Origin of the sequence: Coprococcus sp. OM06-34AC (assembly GCF_003462545.1) — a bacterium.
Lineage (GTDB): Bacteria > Bacillota > Clostridia > Lachnospirales > Lachnospiraceae > Coprococcus > Coprococcus aceti.
On sequence record NZ_QTZF01000005.1, the window covers coordinates 198115 to 218577 of the forward strand.

Below are 20463 nucleotides of genomic sequence, written 5' to 3' on the forward strand. Positions count from 1 at the left end.
TTCCTCCACTATTCCAGATGTCCAAAGATCTCAAAGAGAATGATATCCCTCATTTTCCCTATTATTTTCCTTCAAAGACTTCAACCTGTCAATCCTTAATGTTGGTTACAGCCATGCCATGTAAACATAAAAAATCAGGCAATCGGTATTTCGCCAATCGCCTGATCTTTTTTATGTAGATATTGTATTTAAAATCTTTACGGGAAACCCCCGCTCATCTATTAAGCCTCTGCCTTCTTAACATTCTCCTTCTTCATATTAACAAGCTTCTTGATACATGTGATAGCCACGATGATACCAAGTACGATAAGGAATACTGCTACAATAAGCTGAAGTCCCTCTACAAGGAATGTTGCTGTTCCAGCCTGGAACTTCTGAATATTGCCTATTACATTGAGCACGATAGCTGTAAATGTAACAGCAAGCATTATCAGCATAGGTGGGTAGAGCATTGCGTGCTTTCTGTTTGTTGCCTTGAGGAATACTGCTACGCCTATAAGTACAAGGGCTGCAAGCATCTGGTTTGCTGATCCGAAGAGTGGCCATACATTTGAATATCCACCCTTGCAGAGAAGATAACCAAAGAACAGTGTTATAACTGTTGCAAAATACTTGTTTGTAAGTATCTTCTGCCATACAGGCATCTTGGATGTATCTGTTGTGTCTCCCATGAAGAGCTCCTGGAATGACATACGTCCGATACGTGCAACTGAGTCAAGTGATGTAAGAGCAAGTGCTGATACACACATTGTCATGAATACATTTGCAACTGAGTTTGGAAGTCCGAACTTCTCGAGGAATCCCGCGATACCCTGTGAGAAGATCTGGAAAGGTGTAAGACCCTCTGGAGCCTTGCCGCCAACTGCGACAGCACCAACTACTATAAGTGAGATAACTCCGAGGAGTGTCTCAAGGATCATTGCGCCGTAACCTACGAAAAGCATATCTTTTTCATTTCTTACTGTCTTAGATGATGTTCCTGATGAAACAAGGCTGTGGAAACCGGAAACCGCACCACAGGCGATCGTTACAAACAGTGTTGGGAACAGATAACTCTTAGCTCCTGTTGATGATACAACTGTGAAACCATTGAATGCATTCAGGTTCATATCAGGATGTCCTACCAGAACTCCGACAAATGCACCAACTAACATACCGATGAGCATGAATGTTGTCATGTAATCTCTTGGCTGCATGAGTAACCACATTGGAAGCACTGATGCAAGGAAAAGGTAAGCCATGATTACGTAATTCCACTGGTCACCATTTAAGTACCAAGGACATTTCATACCTACTGCAAACATTGCAACGATGAGGACGATGGCTACTATAGCTTTGAGCCACTCCCTCATATTCCTGCATGTCTTCATAACCACACCAAATACCATGGCAACTACGATGAACAGCATGGAAACTGTAGCTGCTGCAGCGCCGTTGAAGTTCTTTGTCACAGCTCCATCAGCTCCTGCTGTGAAACCGTTAAATGTCGATGAAACCATCGATGTAAATGCTGCTATAACAAGAAGTGTAAAGAGCCAGCAGAATAATGAAAAGAATCTTCTTCCTGCCTTGCCTATGTACTTCTCGATGACAAGTCCTATTGACTTACCACCATTTTTAACTGATGCGTAAAGTGAACCAAAATCCTGAACTGCACCAAAGAATACGCCTCCGACAAGCAGCCAGAGTAAAACTGGTACCCATCCGAACATGGCTGCGATGATAGGTCCCTGGACAGGGCCGGCACCTGCTATCGATGAAAACTGATGTGCAAATACTGTAAGCTTTGATGATGGTACATAATCCTTGCCATCCTCATTTGCAACTGCTGGTGTCTTTGCATTTGGATCTACACCCCATTTCTTTGCAAGCCATCTTCCATAGCCCAGATAGCCAGCACCTAAAACTACTACTGCGATAAGAACAATTACCAAACTATTCATATCTTTCTCCTTTCTCACGCCTTATGGCGATATCTCATTTTTGCAAAGAGTAAATTAAAAAAGGCTTTCGTCTTTATGCAATCTCATAAAGACGAAAGCCTGTATACTTCCGCGTTACCACTTTATTTGCCATCATAAAAGGATGACCTCTCTGACCTTATCTCGCCTGACCACTACTCACTGTCTATTGAAATAAGCTTCTATGTAACGGTAGAAAACCGGTGACACCTAATGTCTCTGGCATCTCATGACCAGGGAATTCAGCGCACTGCTCGCAGAGGATAATCATCAAGGACATACACCGTCTCACACCAACCGGCGGCTCTCTGAAGTATGCGATCTTTGACGATCGTATTCTGTTCTTTGCATTTGCTCTTTGTTTGGTACATAAACTAGCACTGAAGTATTTTATTGTCAACCCATTTTTTCAAGTAAATAAAAACTCGTATTTTTTTCAAGTGTTTCAACGATATATGTACGCCTGCTGCATATTTTTTCTTGTGAAAACAAAGTATTTTTATCATCGACTCTCAAGACGTTCATGCCATCTCTTTCTTTTCTCGTCCGACCGGGATCTGTGCCAGAAGTATTGCGGCAAATATCAGCCCGCATCCTGCAAGCTGTCTTACCCCCATACGTTCTCCAAGGATGATCCAACCGGCAATGACAGAGAATACCGACTCAAGGCTCATGATCATTGAAGCGACAGTGGGATTTAGTCCGTTCTGTCCAACTATCTGAAGTGTATATGCCACACCACACGACAACACTCCTGCATAGAGTATCGGAATCCACGCACTCAATGTACCGAGAGGCTGCACCCATGCCGCAATCCCGGCCACACTGTGATGCATCTCCGAGAAAAACGCCGGGAATATGCTGAGAATCCCGCATACCCAGAACTGTATACATGACATTCTGACTCCATCCACAAGCGGTGAGAAATGGTCTATCACAAGTATATGTACTGCAAAAAGCAATGCACATACAAGCACCATAAGATCACTGCTCTGAAATGACAGTGAGCCGCTCATACAAAGCAGATAAAGCCCCACCACAGCTATAACTATTCCAAGCCATATATTCCAGCCACACTTCTTCTTCAAAAACAGACTCAGAATTGGAACCAGCAATATGTAACACGCTGTGAGGAATCCCGCTTTGCCCGCTGGTGTTCCCATATAAAGTCCAAGCTGCTGTGCAGAGCTTGCCAGGAATAGAACAGTTCCACAACATAAACCGCCAATCACAAGTCTCTTTCTGTCTGATCTACTACATGGTTTCCTGTCAGATGGTTTTATCCTGTCAATTATAAATATGACCGGTATAAGAACAGCACCGCCGATCAGTGACCTTATTCCGTTGAAAGAGAACGGTCCGACCTCATCTCCTCCCTGTCTCTGTGCAACAAAAGCTACGCCCCATATAAAAGCTGTCAAAACCAGCAGCAGTGAGTTCCTTACCTGTCTACTCTTCATCTGTGAAACCTCTCGTTCTTTTTAGTCCGTGCCACAGCATAAACCATATAGGCACTCTCTTAGGTGTTGAGAATTGAACTGAGAAACGCCTTTGTCCTGTCATTCTGCGGATCCCCGAACAGCTGCTCCGGAGTTCCATCCTCAACTATGATCCCGTTAACCATAAATATAACACGGTCAGCCACTTCCCTGGCAACCCCCATCTCAAGCAGCAGTTTTTGCTGTGTTTCTTTATCAATTCTCTCAACAGTTTTATCATTTTCCCGGTGAAGAAACAAGTCCCCATGTATATATATTTTACCGTTTTACTACATACACAAAAAACGGCAATGGAGTTCATATGGCTCCATTGCCACTTTTTAATATCCCGATTCCAGCCTTTGCTCAAATTCATCCTTTGGCAGGGGCTTGTCAAACACATATCCCTGTACTATATCACAGCCAAGTTTTTCCAGGTAGTCAAGCTGCTGATGTGTCTCAACGCCCTCCGCAACTGACTTTTTCCCGAGTCTTCCTATGAGGTCTATTATGCTTGAAAACATTACTATATCCTGATGCTTATTATTGTTTACATCGTCAAAAGGTATCAGCGATTTGTCTATCTTGATGGTATCAAGGTCAACCTTTTTGATCATGTTGAGCGAAGAAAATCCTGTACCAAAATCATCTATAGATGTACTTATGCCTCGTTCCTTGAGTCTTCCTATCACGCTGGACATGATCTCATAATTCTGATAATCCTCACTTTCTGTGAGCTCTATCTCAATATAGCTTCTGTCTATCCCAAATCTGTCTATGGTACCGGTTATTCGTTCTACCAGATCGCCTTCTTCCAGATGTCTTCTGGAAAAATTGACTGATACAGGCACAATCTTCAGACCTTTATCCAGTCTGCTCTTCAAAAAACCGCATACCTGCTCAAGCATATAATAGTCAAGTCTGCACACGCTGCTCTCTCTCTCAAGCTGCGGAATAAATCTCGCAGGTGTGACCACCTGTCCATCTCTCACCCAGCGTACAAGTGCCTCCGCACCATATATGCTTTTGTCTGCAATTCTCACCTTGGGCTGATAATATACTACAAACTCACCCGCAGCAAGTGCCTGGGGAAAAGCAGCCAGAATCTCCTGGTCATCCATAAGATGCTTCTGAATCTCTTTTGTATATACCACTATAGAGCCCGCTCCGGTTTTTCTTGCTGCCTGATAAGCAATGCTGGTTCTTGCCATAACTTCCCTCGGCTTATCAACGCCTTCCAGGCAGGCTATCCCCGCTGTAACTCCCAGCTGGAATTCTCTTTTGACAGATCTGAACTCATGACTCATATGAACATCTTTAATCTTGCTTATAAAATCAGACGCATTCTCATTACGACAGATTACAACGAAATTATCTCCTCCAAGCCTTGCTATCTCCTCATCGCTGTCAAGATATGACTTCACCATCTGCGCATAATTTCTAAGTATCACATCTCCCTGTGAATAATCAAAAACCTTATTCACATACTTGAAATTGTGGATATTAAAAAATATGCCTGTATAATCACCAATCCGTCCGTTTTTTATCAGATTCACCGCATAATACATCAGGGAATCCTGACTGGCAACACCCGTGTTGATATCTGTATTCATGATCTTTTCAAGCATGCACTGAGCCAATGTCCGGTTGTACTGAATAAATATCCCCCTAAATATAAACCTGTGTGTCTGTATCTCCTCTTCTGAATAACCAGGACCATATGGATAATCCTTGATAAACACAGTACCACCGGTTCTGATCTTCATCTCTATATCAACGGGGGTACCCAATTCAGCACCATCTTCCTCGTATAATACCGCGCTGCTTCTTTCTCCAAGCGGCATAAACCTGTTTTTCGGAATATCAACAGTAATCTCCGCCTTTCCCAGCCTGAGCCTGTCAGCAATAACAGCAAGACCATTCCTTATACACTGGATTCTCTGTTGCTGTGTATCCGCGTCCCCACCTATGCACTCGAAGAATTCTTTCATCTGACTGTCCATTTGTATTCTTTTATCAATTATGTTATCCATTCTCTCTCCTCCAGCCTTCAACACATAGCCTGTATCGTCCAGTCTTAAATATTACAATCGGCCCAAACGCATCAAAAATTAATAAATATAAACTCTTCCTACATTATAGCAGTGGAGAAATGAATGCACAATGTATTATCCTACCCCTGACGTCTTTTGCCCCAGAAAAACAAGGCAACTGTGCCAGGTCCTGTATGACTTCCTATGGTAGTTCCTATATAATTTATCTCCACCTTACCGTCAAGTTTTGGAAATCTCTCCTCAACAAGCCTTGCCACAGCCTCGGCATCATCCATACATGCAGACTGCGATATATAGCACTTACCTGAATAATCAAGCCCATCCTGTGCATTCTCCTCCATGCGCTTTACGATCTCCTGAATAACCTTCTTTTTACCTCTTACCTTTGATCTCGGTATCAGCCTGCCCTCGTCATCCATATTGAGAAGTGGACATATTCCAAGTATTGTGCCGACTGTTCCAGCAGTCTTGGATATTCTTCCGCCTCTGATATAAAACGTGAGATCCGTTGAGAAGAACCAGTGGTTCAGGTCCAGCTTATGCTGTTCTATCCAGTCATGCAGCTCGTCTATGGACCTGCCTTCATCTCTCATGCCTGCCAGCGTGTCCATGATGAGTCCATAGCCCGAGGAAGCCCCCAGGGAATCGACCACATATAGTTTCCTGTCAGGGAATTCTTCCTCCAGATCCTCTCTGGCAATATTTGCAGAGTTTACAGACCCGCTTATTCCCGATGACAATGTCAGGTGAAGTATGTCATACCCCTGCTCAAGATAAGGTTTCCAGAAATCATAATATTCATCCGAATTTACCTGTGAGGTCTTCGTAGCCGCACCTTCTGTCATCTTCCTGTAAAATTCCTCAAATGGCATGGTCTGTCCCAGGTCATCAGGATGCTCCACTCCATCAAGCTCATAGTGAAAGCATATATATTTTACGTCTATTTTGTCAAAATGTTCCTTTGAAAGATCTGCTGTTGAGCAGCAGCTCAAGATATACTTTGCCATGTTTGTCCACCTCTCCAATATATTTGTACAGTTCTGTCTTCATCTGTACTTTTTTCTTTTGCATTTCATTTACTTTTTCAGTCTTTTCCTACTATAATAGTTGTTACATTATCTACTATTGTATCATCATTGGCATTTTATTCATAGTCATAAATACGATAAAAAACAGACAAAAACATCCACAACATGTTGTTTTAAAAACCATGTTGTGAATGTTAATATATATGATCATTTGTCATTTAAAATACAGTTGTTATCGCAAGTCGTTCCTCAATCAGTTTTTTCGCAGTGTTGAACCGGTCAAGATAATCTCCCGATATCGTCTCACAGTGTACCCCATACTTGTCAAACCACGCCTTGAGCAAATCACTGTAATGCCATCTCTCCCGCATTATTTTCTCATTCCGGGTCCCATCCTGGACAAAATCCGTTCCATCAGGATCAAGGAACAACACAAGATCCCACTCATTTGTTGCATTTATCGCGCCCGCCATATCTGTAAGCCTGCGTTTTTGTTCATCATCATCCATGAGCAGATCACAATAAAATCCTGTAGTCAGTGCATCGGTATCCACAAACAACAGTCTGTTGCTATGCCTGGCTGCCCTGCGGACCTCGTCCTTCTGTCTGATGAAATTCTCCACCAGATCATCTTCAACCATGAACTCCTCGCCACCCGCGTACTCACAGGTGTCACGTCCTATCTCCCGTACAAAGTTCGTGTTATATGCCAGCGCAAGATTCTCAACCAGTGTGGATTTTCCTGTGGATTCACCGCCGACCACCAGAACCTTTCTGACGTAGTGATCCCTGCACACCTCTGGAATATACTCCCAGTGTGCCGTCGCCCACTCACGTATCTCTGTCGAGGATACCGGAACCTCCGCCCTGTCAAAGTACACGACCTCACTCCCCGGACAGTACAGGCTCTCAAATCTACCGGTTCCAAGATAATCCGAACCGCAGAACACTGCATCTATAGGCTTTCCTATCGTGTCCTTGATATCCTGTGCTCCCTTTTCCCAATAATAATCCGTATTATATTCTTCTTTTGAGACCGCCTTGTCCTCTATCATGATTATCTTCACATTTGGCAGATGTCTTGTACTGTTAAGTATCCAGCGATATCTCAGTTCCTTAGAGGTGGACTCTCTGCCCTCGCACCAACTTATCATCACATACAGTTCCTCGCACATCGCCGCAGCACGTATGATGTCATGGATGTGCCCTATATGGAGTGGATCAAACGAACCCCCATACATTCCTACCTTATATCTATACATAACTTGTCAGCCTCCCTTACTCTGTTGCCGTGCCGTCTTCGAAAACGTGTACTTCGTCCAGGCGATTTCTTCTGACCTCACGTTCCCATCTGACACACATAATAACGGCATTTCCAAGGTACACTATCCACATGAGCAGCGTTGCTATGTTGTCATTGCCACTCACAAAGTTTTGTGCCCACATATATATTGTAAACACATCTACCGCAATCCATATCCACCACTGCTCCGCGAACATTCTTACAGATACAACCATCGCCACAACCGATGAAACCGTTGTAAACGCATCCACAAATGGCATGGCATCCCCGAGTCTCTTTAACAGCAGCCCATACAGAAATGTGCCAAGTGCCACCGCCAGCACCATGAATATCCTTCCCACCGCCTTCATGTGTTTCTTTCTGACCTCATGCGTCTCATCATTCATATGCCTTGACCACACATAGAATCCAACAAACTGCATAGGCACATAATATAGCGCATTGAGCATCGTCTCTCCGTACAGTGCAGCCTTATACGATATAACCGCGTAAAGCACAGTATTCACAAGACCGAATATGTACGCTGACAACTTTCCTTTTCCCGTGCACACTACACAGACCACGCCTGTGGTGGACGATATGATCCCCATAACCGTATCATCCCAATATATGGACAGCCCCACGATGACTGCACATGCGATAAGCAGCCAGGTGACCTCCAGCTTCTTCCAGCCCTCTATCTCATTTTTTATAAATTTCTTAAATGTCATCTATTCATTCCTCCCTTTTAAACATCAATCCACTACACTATAGTCTCTACTTCCTTGCATCATTCCTTCGCGTGAACAGTTTGGCAGGTCTGTATCTCTCACCGGACTGATATGCATCAGTCTCCTCAACATATTCCACAATCTTTCTTCTGAAGTTAGGTGTGGTAAGTTCCATGTCCCATATCTGTTCATATACATTCTGAAGCTCAGTGAGTGTAAATCTATCCGGCAGCAGGTCAAATGCCAGCTTCATATCTCTCCTGACATCCTCCCGCAGTCCTAGCACCGCCTCTGTTATGATTCTTGCGTGGTCAAATGCCAGTCCTTCACATTCCTCTATGTCGTAGCTGTCCGAGCTTCGTCCGCATGAGCTCATATCTGTTTTTCGCAGCACTGCCGTAAGTTTTATATCAGAGTCTGCATTCTTGAGAACCAGCCTGTATCTTTTCCCGTTTTGGACTTTATATGAAGCTTCAACTTCATTTTTCGCAATTTCTTCGCTTGTGCCTGACACCTCTGTCAGTTCAACCGTAAACCATCTTGCATCCTGTGCATCATCTCCTGCCTTAAGGCTACAGGCTCCGGCGTTCATAAGTGCCATATAAGTTGATGATATGACCCAGCCTCTCGGGTCTCTGCCCGGCTCGCCATACACTCCGACAAGCTTTACATATGCATCTCCTATACCAGTCTCTTCGCAAAGCTCTCTTCTGGCCGAATCTATGACATCCTCACCTTTTCTGCAGAACCCACCGGGCATAGCCCAGCTTCCTTTATATGGGAATCCACCTCTTCTTATCAGTAGTATCTTGAGCTTCTTCTCCTGAAGTCTTCTTACATCCTCGCACTCGTCATCCTTCATAACTGAAAATACAACCACATCCGCGGCAACAGATGGCCTGTCATATTTTGTCAGGTCATATCCGGCAAGGAATTCCTTCTCTTCGTCACTCATCTCATATGTCTTCATACGTATGCTTCATCCTCCTTTATATTTCCGCCGTTATCTGATTATGTCCACCTGACACATCGCCATGGTCGTCAGCGCAGCCTCATGGCTCTCCGGCGTCACCCCGGCACAGCACTTCGCATCCACCTTGACATTTATCTCCGGGTACAGAGCCTTGATGATCAGAGCATTCGACACGACACATATATCCGTACAGAGACCTACAATCTCAACATCCTGAAGGTCGAAGTCTCCCCATCCTGTATATCCAAAGCTGGTCTTGTTGATGTATATGGCTCCCGGGACTTCAAGACCAGCTGCGATCTCCCAGCCCTCAGTTTCCTCTATACAATGCGGAACCGGGAGATGACGACCCTCGTTTGTCTCCATGTAGTCCTCATAATGCGTATCCCTTGTGAAGATGATCTCATCCCCGCGGTCAGCATACTCTCTTATCTTTGCTTTCACATTTTCCACGATGGCTGCTGCCTCCTTTGTGCCTAGTGCCCCATCAATGAAATCATTCTGCATATCAACTACTATAAGTGTCTTTTTCTTGTTTTTGTCCATAATTTTTTCTCCTTTTCACATTCAACTTTCTGCTTTCATGAGGGAATCCACAAAGGCGCGGATTCCTTATAAAGCATATAAGTACATATACATGTGCCCTCACCGCCGCCATTATTATCGTTTTGATAATATCTTCAGGTTGTTTTATATAATATTATCATTTTGATAATATGTCAACCCATTATTTGAAACTCAATAGAAAAAGTGGCATAGCTGATATTCCACGTTCCAAACGAAACCCGCATGTCAGCTATGCCGCACCTTTATATTTCTATCATATTTTTTATATACAACACACTATCAGTCCACGCTCTGCTTCAATTTCCTGAGCAGTACAAATGCAAAGAACAGCACCGATATAACCGCGAACACCGCACCTACAAAACCGATATATGATATCGCGCCCTTGTCGCACACAATTCCGCCGATCCAGCTTCCACCTCCGATACCGAGGTTGAAAAGTCCTGAATATATGGCAGTCGCCACTGCGGAGCTCTTCTCATCAACACTTCTGATGACCTCCGACTGCGTGGTCACATTGAACGCCATGGCTGTTATTCCCCAGAATGCACATAGGAGTACCATGGTCGCCAACGTCTTTGACGCCGGAAGCAGAAGCAGCAGCCACACAAGAAGAGTTGCCATGACTGTACCGATGAATGCAAATCTGTGCTTGTCATAAAGCTTTGAGAACAGATAGCTTCCGAGAAGTCCCATCGCTCCAAATATCAGGAGCACTACAGTGATGACATTGTTCTGGAGCTTTGCAACCTGCTGCATGAACGGCTCTATATAACTGTACACCGTGTAGTATCCAAGCACGAACAGTATCGTCTGAATATACAGGCAGATGAGCACCGGATTCTTCAGAAGAGCAGGGAGATCCTTCACATGGAACTGCTCTCCGCTTGCGATCTTAGGGAATACAAATGCCATGTACACCAGAACCGCAAATGCTATGATTCCAACGATGAGGAATGTAACTCTCCATCCCATATACTGTCCAACAAGTCTTCCAAGCGGAAGCCCGGCTATAGTAGCTATGGATGTTCCAGTCACGACCATGCTCAGTGCAAATGATCTGTGTTCTTCATTTACAAGTCTTATTGCAACCGGTGAAGCTATCGACCAGAATATCGCATGGGTACACGCAACGCCTATACGCGATGCCATGAGCACTCCGTATGTCGGCGCGATCACGGACATGATCTGGCATATTCCAAACAGTGCGATCGTTCCCATGAACAGTTTCCTGAAATCTATCTTCGACACAAGAAGTATGAGCGGCAGGGACAACAGCATGACTATCCACGAATACACTGTGATAAGCATTCCCGCCTTCGACTCCGATATGCTGAACGACTTTGCAATGTCTGTCAGCAAGCCAATTGGCATAAATTCCGATGTGTTGAATATGAACGCCGAGACGGTCATTCCCACAAGCGGAAGCATTTCTTTTCTCGTCAATCTACTCTTCATATTTATTCCTCTTCCTAATAATATGTGGTATATATGATTATTTTTTTGTTCACCAGCCACATATTATAGGAAATGGAATTATGAGTCAATGCACTTTTGAATGGTTATACTGTCCAAATGTTAGATTGTACAAAAAAGAAGGCCGGAAACTCTCCGGCCTTCAGGGTTAAGGGAAAATTTTATGTGAAAAATTGTAGTACACTTACTTTACTGTGAGTCTCTCAAATGTCTCGCTCTCTTCAGGAATCGATCTGAGTCCTCCGCGCTTCTCGACACACAGGCTCGCAACCGCATTTCCGTATCTTGCACACTCTGCAAGCTCATCTATACTGAACTCCTCCAGTCTCTTATCCGCTCTGACAAGCTGTGATACAAATGCTCCCCAGAATGAATCTCCAGCCCCCGTCGTATCTACCACATGGCTGACGAATCCGGGAACCTTCCGGCTTCCATCCCTGCTGCATATCAGCACACCCTCACTTCCCAGGGTAACCGCAACAAGTCTTACGCCGCTTCCCAGAAGATACTCTGCTGCCTCTTCCGGATCGGAAAATGGTGTGAGTAGCGCTGTTTCCTCGTCCGAAAGCTTCATTATATCTACAAATGGAAGAATACTCTTCATCCTCTCCATCGCATTTTCTCTGCTGTCCCACAGCGGTGCTCTGTAGTTCGGATCATACGATATCACCGCGCCGTATTTCTTTGCCTCCTTCACCGCCTGAAACGTGGTGGTTCTGGCCGGTTCATCCGTGAGAGACAGCGAACCTATATGGAACACCTTTGTGTCTCTTAGCAGGTCGGCATCCACTTCCTTGTAACAGAGCATTGTGTCCGCTCCCGGCTTTCTGGCAAATGAGAATTCACGCTCTCCGTTCTCATCCAGAGTGACAAATGCCAAAGTGGTAAATACCGTATTGTCAACCACTATACCTCTGGTATCTATCCCTGCCTGCTTTGCCGTCTCAACAAGGAAATTGCCGTGCATGTCATCTCCAACCTTACCAATGAAGGCAGTTTTAAGCCCGGCTTTACCGACTGCCGTGAGCATGTTTACCGGAGCGCCTCCGGGATTCTGCTCGAAGAGCTTCATCCCGGAATCAGTGCTTCCGGCAGGGGTAAAGTCTATCAGGAATTCACCAAGAGCCACAACATCATATTTCTTTTCCATGTTGGATCCTCCTTGTGAATTTTACTTTCCTGTGATCTCTATGTCATAGAATTCTACTCTTGCATCCTGTGCCAGAAGTCCCGTCTCAAACTCAGGCTTCGCATATATTCTGTATGTAAACGCCACCTGTTCTCCGACAAATACCTCCACCATATCATGGTCAACGATGATCTTCACATCTATCTCGCTGCCCTCTGTTATGTCAAATGTCTTCTCGCACACTCTGACTCCATCAGGGCCCGGCTCCGTTGCAGGAGGCACAGCCTGACAGGACTGAACCCAGAACGGGTCAACTCCCATAGGAAGATTTACCAGTGACACTCTCTGCATGGCCACATCGAACTCAAGGAGAAGGCATCCGCTTGCTTCCTTGTCTGACTTGAGCAGTATACCGAAATGGTCATACACCTCTCTAGGCATGATCTTGCACTTCAGCATGTAGCTCTCCTCGTTGTGTCCAAGGAATCCGTATGTACATGTGCTTACTGAATCCATCTCAACCAGTCTGTCTCCGTGAAGCTCTGCATTTCCAAGTACAGGAATGTAATCCCATGCCACAGGCTTCTCAAATACATGCTCATATTCCTTTGGAAGCTTTACGTCAAGTCCTCCATCCGCTGTGGCAACTACCTCATGCGGCACGCAGAAGGTTCCGCCCCAGTACCATTCACCTCTGTCGCTTCTGTCTGCTCTGTCGTGAGCCCAACCGAAGTAGAAGCGTCTGCCGTCATCATCCTGCATGGACTTGGCTGCGTAGAATCTTCTTCCGCCTATGCCATCCTTCTTTGGCTTTCTCCATGGGCCAAATGGTGACTTTGCAACTCTGTATATTGTATTTACATATTCTGAGAATCTTGAGTATGAGAGATACCAATTGTCTCCCATCTTGTACATCTCAGGGCACTCAGGACAGTTGGTGTGTCCCGGTGAATATATCGGTCCGTAATATTCCCAGTTGACCAGATCCTTTGATCTGTAGAGAACTATACATCCTCTTCTGGTTATCGGCATATCCAACCTTCTCGCTGATATGAGGATCCAGTAACATTTGTCCTCCTCATTGTAGAATACATATGGATCTCTCCAGTCAAGCTTCTCGTAAAGCTCTATCATAGGTGTGATGACCGGATTGGCTGCATCCTTCACCCACGTGATTCCATCGTCGCTTGTAGCGTGGCATATGGTCTGCTGATACTCTGCGGTGAGGCAGTAGCCTGTATAGAATGCATGGTATTTGCCCTCGCCGTATATGACTGATCCAGTCCATACTCCTGATGCATCCGGCTCGTCGCCCTCGCCCGGATAGAGCGCTGTAGGAAGCTCCTCCCAGTGCACCAGATCATCTGATACACTGTGGCTCCATGTTGTTCTGAGTCTTGCCGGGTACACTGTTGTTCCCGGAGGGGAAGTCAGTGAGAATATATGATATTTGCCCTCGTGGTAGAAAGGTATTGCATCTCCCGTGGAATCCGCGAAGGACATCTTTCTAAAAATCTCCATATTATCAGTCCTCTCTTTCTACTAGTTTGCTGCCAGTTTCTTCTTCTTGAGAAGCTCAAGCTTGCCCTTCTGTCCATCAAGGAGTACCGCACATGCGATGATAAGACCCTTGATGATGAGCTGCCAGTATGATGACACTCCGATAAGGTTAAGACCATTTGAGATGATTCCGATGACCATGGCACCAAATACGGTTCCACTGATCCTTCCTTTACCTCCTGTCATGGATGTTCCGCCAAGTACGCAGGCTGCGATGGCATCAAGTTCGTATCCGCTTCCTACTGAAGGCTGGCCTGAGTACATTCTTGAACAAAGTACAAGTCCTGCAAATGCTGAGAGAAGTCCAGATATTGTAAATACTACGATCTCTATCTTCTTGATAGGTACACCTGAGAGTCTTGCAGCCTCGCGGTTACCACCTATCGCATATACATATGTTCCAAACTTTGTCTTACTGAGGATGAAGCTGAACAGTATGATGAGCACTACCATGTACACTACAGGGAGTGGGATCACATTGAACAGGTATCCTGTTCCGATCTCGATGAAGATCTTGTTGGTGATACGTGTTGACTGTCCACCTGTGTAGACATAAGCTATACCACTTGCTATGTTCATCATGGCCATTGTGATGATGAATGCAGGCACCTTGAAGTTAGCAACTATAAAACCACTTATAAAGCCCGCTGCTGTACCAACCAGAAGTCCTGCTACTATGGCAACGCCGAGAGGGAGTCCCTGGTTAACTATAAATCCTACGGTCAGGGTTCCCGACATGGCTACTATCGATCCAACTGACAAGTCGATGTGTCCAAGTATAATTATCAGTGTCATTCCAAGTGCTATGTATGTGTTGATCGATATCTGTCTAAGCACTGATATGATGTTGTTGGTCGTGAGGAACTTGTCCGTGGCAAGTGCTACCGCCACACACATGATTATCAGAACCACTATGATTCCTATGTTGCCCTTGACTATGGATGTCAGGGGATTGTTCTTTAATATAGAAGTTGCTTTTGAATTCTTCTTTGTCTCGCCCATATTATTCGATACCTCCTGCAGCGTATTTCATTATCTCTTCCTGTGAGAGCTCGTCCTTTGACAGCTTCTTCACGAGTCTTCCGGCTCTGACCACACATACGTTGTCGCACATGTTGATGATCTCAGGAAGCTCACTGGATACCATGATTATCGCTATGCCTTCCTTTGCCAGTTCATTGATTACTGTGTATATCTCAAATTTTGCATTTACATCCACGCCTCTGGTCGGCTCATCCAGAATAAGTACATCCGGCTTGGTCGCGAGCCATTTGCCCAGAACCACCTTCTGCTGGTTTCCACCTGACAGGCTGCCCGCCTCAATCTCTGGCGATGCCGCCTTTATCCTAAGTCTCTGTGAATAATGGTCTATTACCTCGCCGCGCTTCTTCTCGCTTATTGCGATTCCATTCATATAGAATCTGAGGGATGAGAGTGTGAGGTTGAATGCCACGCTGTTGCCGAGTACCAGTCCCTGTTTCTTTCTGTCCTCCGGAACCAGTGCTATGCCTGCCTTGATAGCCTGCATTGGATTCTTGAAGTGAACCGGCTTTCCTCCGAGTATCACCTCTCCCGATGTAGGCCGTGTCGCGCCAAATACCGCCTCCATGATCTCACTTCGTCCGGCACCGACCAGACCTGAGAAGCCCAGGATCTCGCCCTTGTGTACCGAAAAACTTATATCTTCAAAGACACCTGTCTGGGAAAGATTCTTTACCTCCAGAGCAACCTCTGCCTTGTCCATGTCGCAGTAATCTCTTGCATAGAAGCTCTCCAGATCTCTTCCTACCATCATCGCAACCAGCTCATTCGGGCTTGTCTCTGATGTCTTTTTTGTTCCTACGTATGCACCATCCCTGATGACGGTAACTCTGTCAGATATCCTGAAGAGCTCCTCCATTCTATGGGAGATGTAGATTATACTTACCTGTTTCTTTCTGAGATTCTCAATGATCTCAAATAACTGCTCCACCTCTTCATTTGAAAGTGATGAGGTAGGCTCATCCATAACTATGATCTTACCGTTGAATGAGACCGCCTTGACGATCTCCACCATCTGCTGCTGTGCGATGGTCAGATTTTCTACTATAGTGTCTGCTTTTATATTCACACCGAGGGATGATATCATCTCCTCTGCTCTTCTGTTCATCTCTGCAAAGTCCAGCGTTCCGAGCTTTGTCCTTATCTCTCTGCCGAGAAACAGATTCTGTGCCACCGAAAGATATGGAACAAGTACGATTTCCTGATGTATTATTCCTATACCATTTTCTCTGGCAGCCGGAACTCCGTTGATCTTGACCTCCTTGCCATTTACCTTGATGATTCCGCTGTCGGGCTGGTAAATTCCGCCGAGGACCTTGATCAGTGTGGACTTTCCTGCACCATTCTCACCGAGCAGTGCATGTACCTCTCCCAGCTCAAGGGAAAAGTCGATGCCACTTAAAGCATATATTCCGGAGAAGCTTTTCTTTATCCCTATCATTTCCAGAACTGTCTGTCCCATATTAAACCTCCAAGTTTCTAAAATAGATCTTTTGTTATCCTGCTTTTTCGGGATCTCGGCCGGAGATCTAAGATCCCCGGTCTCTCCCGTATTATATACACCTACGTTGTGTCATGTATGTCCAGCCGGGGGCAGCCCCGTGCTGTTACTGCCGGCTTCGATCCGGCCTTACTGCCAGTCGTTAACTGTCTGCTCAGCCTCATCCTTGAGTACGAGGTGTGAGTCAAGATATACCTTCTTCTCGTCGATCGTTGTATCTCCGCCCACATACTTCTGTGCTGCGTTGAATGCGTACTCAGCAATCTGTACAGGAACCTGACATGCAACTGCTGTGAACTCGCCGTCGAGGAGTGCCTGCTTGCCATCTGGTGAAGCATCGATACTGTATACACCAATCTGACCTGTCTTGTTGGCCGCCTTAACTGCTGCTGCAGCGCCAAGTGCTGAAGGATCATTGATACAGAAGAATGCCTGAAGATCTGTGTTTGCTGTGATGATATCCTCTGCAAGGCTCATTGATGCATCAAGTGCTGCCTCGCCATCCTGCTGTGCTACAATGTTGAACTTATCCTTGTTATCACCGAGTCCGTCAAGGAAACCATTTACACGGTCTACACAACTCTCATTTGATGGGAAGTCAAGGATCGCAATGTCTGCTCCGTCCGGATAATCTTTAGCCATCTGCTCACCGACAAGCTGTCCTGCCATGTAAGCATTTGTTCCAACGAACTGTGTTACGAAGTTCTCTATGTCATCCTCGATAACTGCTGTATCTACATTGAAGATTGGGATTCCTGCATCCTTGATCTCTGCAAGACCTGATGTGATACCTGCTGAATCAACCGGGATGATGAACACTGCGTCGTATCCACTATTTGCCACGTCTGATAACTGGCTGAGCTGTGTGTTCAGATCGTAGTCAGGATCAAGACATGTATACGATATTCCGTTCGCATCGCAGAGCTCCTTGAGCTTGGCATCGATTGAACTCTGGAATGTATTGTTGAGTGTGTTTGTACAAAATGCAAATGACAGGTCAGATGACTTTGTGCTCTCCTGCTTTGTACCTGATTCAGATGTACCGCTGTCTGATGCACCTCCTGCTCCTGATCCACAACCTGCCAGTAAACTGAGTGACATGCACAGGCATGCTCCAACTGCTAATAACTTTTTAAATTTTCTCATAATTTTTACCTCCACTATCATGTGTTTTCTTTGCTAATTCGTTGTCGAAAAACTGTTCTTAACCGGTTTATTTACGTAAATTTTAAACTGTTTTTCGTCCCTTGCATGTTTTGATGATATAACCTTTGTCGGTTATTGTCAATATCAAGTGTTTTATTTATTGTTTATTCGTCGTTTTGTACAAATAACGCCCGATTGCATTATAGGGTTCGCGGGTCTTTTATTATTTTTTACGTAAATATTTTACCAGATGTCATACTTATGGGATTTGTAGTGTATGATTGACACCCGTTACTTGTCACCTTGTCTCTTGTAATCTTGTCCATTGTCTCCGGTACCACTTCCCCCGGGAATATTCTCTTTTGGGTGTGGTTACAACAACTTGGACACAAAATTGTATCCTTGAGAACTTCTCAGGCGAAAAAGATACAATCTTCCAAGGTCTTGTGTATAAACGCAAAAAATCCGCCAGAAAGATACAATTTTCTCTCTGACGGATGTCATATCACCTCAATCTGTCCGGCATGGACTCATGGAAGATTTCCTTCCATGCAAGCCTGAGCTGTTTTGGCTCAACCTGATACGGCTGAACTCCCACATACTTTGGAAGCTGTTCTTCACTTACCAGGGACTTGGCAACAACCGCCGCAGCCGCTCTTCCCTGCTCGTATGGTCTCTGCGTGCTGAGTCCCTTGACTATTCCTTCTTCCATGCACCGGGCTATACCATGGTCAAGATCAGTTGTGAACACCGCCACATCCTCCCTGCCAAGCTCCTTGAGCGCCTTTATAGCCAGAAGCGCCGGGCGATCCCAGCTCACATACATTGCCTCAATTTCAGGATTGGCAGTTATCACGTCCTTGGCTACCTGATATGCATTGGATATCTCTCCAAAACTCCTGATCGTAACTATGTCAATATCCGGATAACTGTCCTTGATTATTCTCTCGGCGGCGTTATCCCTGACCCTTGTTCCATAGAATGCCGCACCATGAATAATAAAACCTGCCTTTTTTTTCTTATTTTCCTTACAATATTCTCCCAACATTCTTCCCGTGTTCGTTCCATTCTCCGACTCATTTACTGATACACAGGACACATAGCTGTTCTTGGACATACCCTCCGGAACATTGCTTATGAACACCAGTTTTGACACCTTGGAGAGTTCCTGAAACTTCTCTCTGGTACGGCTGTCATCCGCCGGGATGGCAATCACCGCATCAGGTTTCTGAAGCCTTATTCCATCGAGCTGTGCATTCTGAAGTTCAGAGTCAAAGTGTGCATCCATAACCGACACCACATCTATTCCAAACTGCTCAAGTTCCTCCCGAATTCCCTTCTCATGCAATTCTGCCCAAGACGTTCCGGTATAGTGGAAAGAGATCGCAACCCTGTAATGTCCTGCCTTTAGTCTGTGTTTCTCTTCTTTTGTCAGTACAACCGAATCCGGTGCTGCCGCTTTATCTCCAAATGGTCCATTGTCAAGCATTTTTGTGGATTTTCTGACTACAAGCTCTACATCTGCATAACAGTCATGCGATATGGCAACTCCCGTATTGATCTTCTCAAACAACATCCCAACAGCCTTGGCACTTAGTCCCTTCACATCTCTTCTCAGTATTGTAAGAGGTGGATAAGTAAGTTCAGACCAGCTCTCATCACCAAATCCAACCACAGATATTTCTCCCGGACAGTCGATTCCCATATCTCTCAGTGTCTTCATAAGATAAAGAGTTATTCTGTTGCCTCCCGCAAGTACAGCGGTCGGCCTGTATCTGCGCAGGGCTTTCTGAATAGCCAGCATGCAGTCATCCTCTCCTTTTTCCAACGTCACATCAACAATGTTTGCATCATTTGTATTTATATTGTATTTCTCCAGAGCATTCAGGAAACCTTTTGTTCTCTCATCCCTGGTGGTACTGTCCGTACTCTCTCTGAAAAACAAAACATTTTTGTGTCCACTCGCAAGCAGATAATCTGCGCCCTTAAATATAGCCTCACGGTCGCGAAACTCAACCGAGTCTATCCCTGATCCAAGTATATTTCTCTCCACGCAGACAAATGGAACACCCGACTGTATGAGTTTTGTGTAGTTAGATGCCACATCGCTCACCGGCGCATGTATGATACCGGCAACCTTCTTGTTGATCAGAAGTCCGGCAAGCACCTGCGCCTCCTCCTTGAGATCATTGTCTGTTATCGCCACAAGGAACTGATATCCCTGCACACTGACAAGCTGCTTCACATAAGCTACCATATCTCTGTATATAGTACTTTCAATGTTTGGAATAACTGCAACTATCGTGGACTCCCGTCCAACCAGCAGTTTTCTCTCCTTATCAGCTATCTTATTCTGGTATCCCGTCTCTACAATGATCTTCTCTATCTTATCCACAAGCTCAGGTCTTACATACCTCGTCCTATTTATAACATGTGATACCGTGGCTATTGACACCCCAGCCATCTCCGCTATTTCTTTTATTGTAACCTTGCTTTTACTCATACAGCATCCTTTCTCCCTTGTAAGCCACATACA

15 protein-coding genes, 1 pseudogene and 1 other annotated feature are annotated in these 20463 nt (G+C 45.2%); all 16 genes and pseudogenes read right to left on the minus strand.

What is annotated here, in order from left to right:
- Positions 1–221 precede the first annotated feature (221 nt).
- The 16 genes and pseudogenes from DXB91_RS10025 to DXB91_RS10100 all read right to left on the minus strand — a co-directional run bounded on the left by DXB91_RS10025 (position 222) and on the right by DXB91_RS10100 (position 20430).
- Positions 222–1943: a carbon starvation CstA family protein gene (locus DXB91_RS10025; protein WP_118017822.1), complete on the minus strand. Its 1722-nt coding sequence runs from the start codon at positions 1941–1943 to the stop codon at positions 222–224.
- A gap of 84 nt (positions 1944–2027) precedes the next feature.
- Positions 2028–2316, minus strand: a binding site (T-box leader).
- A gap of 166 nt (positions 2317–2482) precedes the next feature.
- On the minus strand, positions 2483–3421 hold the full coding sequence (locus DXB91_RS10030; protein ID WP_118017824.1) for a DMT family transporter: 939 nt from the start codon (positions 3419–3421) through the stop codon (positions 2483–2485).
- 59 nt (positions 3422–3480) lie between these two features.
- Positions 3481–3627, minus strand: a pseudogene (locus tag DXB91_RS10035) (polar amino acid ABC transporter ATP-binding protein); the annotation flags it as partial.
- Positions 3628–3780: 153 nt separating this feature from the next.
- On the minus strand, positions 3781–5472 hold the full coding sequence (locus DXB91_RS10040; protein WP_118017826.1) for a putative bifunctional diguanylate cyclase/phosphodiesterase: 1692 nt from the start codon (positions 5470–5472) through the stop codon (positions 3781–3783).
- A gap of 140 nt (positions 5473–5612) precedes the next feature.
- Positions 5613–6500, minus strand: coding sequence for a DegV family protein (locus tag DXB91_RS10045; protein WP_118017828.1), 888 nt, complete (start codon positions 6498–6500; stop codon positions 5613–5615).
- A 239-nt stretch (positions 6501–6739) separates the two neighbouring features.
- Positions 6740–7783, minus strand: coding sequence for an AAA family ATPase (locus DXB91_RS10050; RefSeq protein WP_118017830.1), 1044 nt, complete (start codon positions 7781–7783; stop codon positions 6740–6742).
- A 16-nt stretch (positions 7784–7799) separates the two neighbouring features.
- Positions 7800–8534, minus strand: a complete 735-nt coding sequence (gene pnuC, locus DXB91_RS10055) for a nicotinamide riboside transporter PnuC (RefSeq protein WP_015534054.1) — start codon at positions 8532–8534, stop codon at positions 7800–7802.
- A gap of 46 nt (positions 8535–8580) precedes the next feature.
- Positions 8581–9504: an NUDIX hydrolase gene (locus tag DXB91_RS10060; RefSeq protein ID WP_118017832.1), complete on the minus strand. Its 924-nt coding sequence runs from the start codon at positions 9502–9504 to the stop codon at positions 8581–8583.
- 33 nt (positions 9505–9537) lie between these two features.
- Positions 9538–10053, minus strand: a complete 516-nt coding sequence (locus DXB91_RS10065) for a cysteine hydrolase family protein (protein ID WP_118017834.1) — start codon at positions 10051–10053, stop codon at positions 9538–9540.
- Positions 10054–10353: 300 nt separating this feature from the next.
- Entirely contained in the window at positions 10354–11532 is a 1179-nt protein-coding gene (locus tag DXB91_RS10070) for a sugar transporter (RefSeq protein ID WP_055280608.1), read from the minus strand.
- Between the two features lie 202 nt (positions 11533–11734).
- Positions 11735–12700: a carbohydrate kinase family protein gene (locus DXB91_RS10075; RefSeq protein ID WP_055280607.1), complete on the minus strand. Its 966-nt coding sequence runs from the start codon at positions 12698–12700 to the stop codon at positions 11735–11737.
- Positions 12701–12721: 21 nt separating this feature from the next.
- On the minus strand, positions 12722–14200 hold the full coding sequence (locus DXB91_RS10080; RefSeq protein WP_008402272.1) for a glycoside hydrolase family 32 protein: 1479 nt from the start codon (positions 14198–14200) through the stop codon (positions 12722–12724).
- A 21-nt stretch (positions 14201–14221) separates the two neighbouring features.
- Complete coding sequence (locus tag DXB91_RS10085; protein WP_022215843.1) at positions 14222–15241, minus strand: ABC transporter permease; 1020 nt, start codon at positions 15239–15241, stop codon at positions 14222–14224.
- 1 nt (position 15242) lies between these two features.
- Positions 15243–16742: a sugar ABC transporter ATP-binding protein gene (locus DXB91_RS10090; protein ID WP_015534061.1), complete on the minus strand. Its 1500-nt coding sequence runs from the start codon at positions 16740–16742 to the stop codon at positions 15243–15245.
- A gap of 168 nt (positions 16743–16910) precedes the next feature.
- Positions 16911–17927 carry a sugar ABC transporter substrate-binding protein gene (locus DXB91_RS10095; protein WP_118017836.1) on the minus strand — a complete coding sequence of 339 codons (1017 nt, stop codon included), beginning with the start codon at positions 17925–17927 and terminating at the stop codon, positions 16911–16913.
- Positions 17928–18432: 505 nt separating this feature from the next.
- The gene (locus DXB91_RS10100) at positions 18433–20430 is read right to left on the minus strand and encodes a LacI family DNA-binding transcriptional regulator (RefSeq protein ID WP_118017903.1); all 1998 of its coding nucleotides are present in this window, start codon (positions 20428–20430) and stop codon (positions 18433–18435) included.
- Between the last annotated feature and the right edge of the window lie 33 nt (positions 20431–20463).

What these genes read in the sequence shown, in the direction of transcription:
- DXB91_RS10025 (WP_118017822.1), bottom strand. Translation starts at nt 1,943, where the DNA reads ATGAATAGTTTGGTAATTGTTCTTATCGCAGTAGTAGTTTTAGGTGCT.
- DXB91_RS10030 (WP_118017824.1), bottom strand. Translation starts at nt 3,421, where the DNA reads ATGAAGAGTAGACAGGTAAGGAACTCACTGCTGCTGGTTTTGACAGCT.
- DXB91_RS10040 (WP_118017826.1), bottom strand. Translation starts at nt 5,472, where the DNA reads ATGGATAACATAATTGATAAAAGAATACAAATGGACAGTCAGATGAAA.
- DXB91_RS10045 (WP_118017828.1), bottom strand. Translation starts at nt 6,500, where the DNA reads ATGGCAAAGTATATCTTGAGCTGCTGCTCAACAGCAGATCTTTCAAAG.
- DXB91_RS10050 (WP_118017830.1), bottom strand. Translation starts at nt 7,783, where the DNA reads ATGTATAGATATAAGGTAGGAATGTATGGGGGTTCGTTTGATCCACTC.
- pnuC (WP_015534054.1), bottom strand. Translation starts at nt 8,534, where the DNA reads ATGACATTTAAGAAATTTATAAAAAATGAGATAGAGGGCTGGAAGAAG.
- DXB91_RS10060 (WP_118017832.1), bottom strand. Translation starts at nt 9,504, where the DNA reads ATGAAGACATATGAGATGAGTGACGAAGAGAAGGAATTCCTTGCCGGA.
- DXB91_RS10065 (WP_118017834.1), bottom strand. Translation starts at nt 10,053, where the DNA reads ATGGACAAAAACAAGAAAAAGACACTTATAGTAGTTGATATGCAGAAT.
- DXB91_RS10070 (WP_055280608.1), bottom strand. Translation starts at nt 11,532, where the DNA reads ATGAAGAGTAGATTGACGAGAAAAGAAATGCTTCCGCTTGTGGGAATG.
- DXB91_RS10075 (WP_055280607.1), bottom strand. Translation starts at nt 12,700, where the DNA reads ATGGAAAAGAAATATGATGTTGTGGCTCTTGGTGAATTCCTGATAGAC.
- DXB91_RS10080 (WP_008402272.1), bottom strand. Translation starts at nt 14,200, where the DNA reads ATGGAGATTTTTAGAAAGATGTCCTTCGCGGATTCCACGGGAGATGCA.
- DXB91_RS10085 (WP_022215843.1), bottom strand. Translation starts at nt 15,241, where the DNA reads ATGGGCGAGACAAAGAAGAATTCAAAAGCAACTTCTATATTAAAGAAC.
- DXB91_RS10090 (WP_015534061.1), bottom strand. Translation starts at nt 16,742, where the DNA reads ATGGGACAGACAGTTCTGGAAATGATAGGGATAAAGAAAAGCTTCTCC.
- DXB91_RS10095 (WP_118017836.1), bottom strand. Translation starts at nt 17,927, where the DNA reads ATGAGAAAATTTAAAAAGTTATTAGCAGTTGGAGCATGCCTGTGCATG.
- DXB91_RS10100 (WP_118017903.1), bottom strand. Translation starts at nt 20,430, where the DNA reads ATGAGTAAAAGCAAGGTTACAATAAAAGAAATAGCGGAGATGGCTGGG.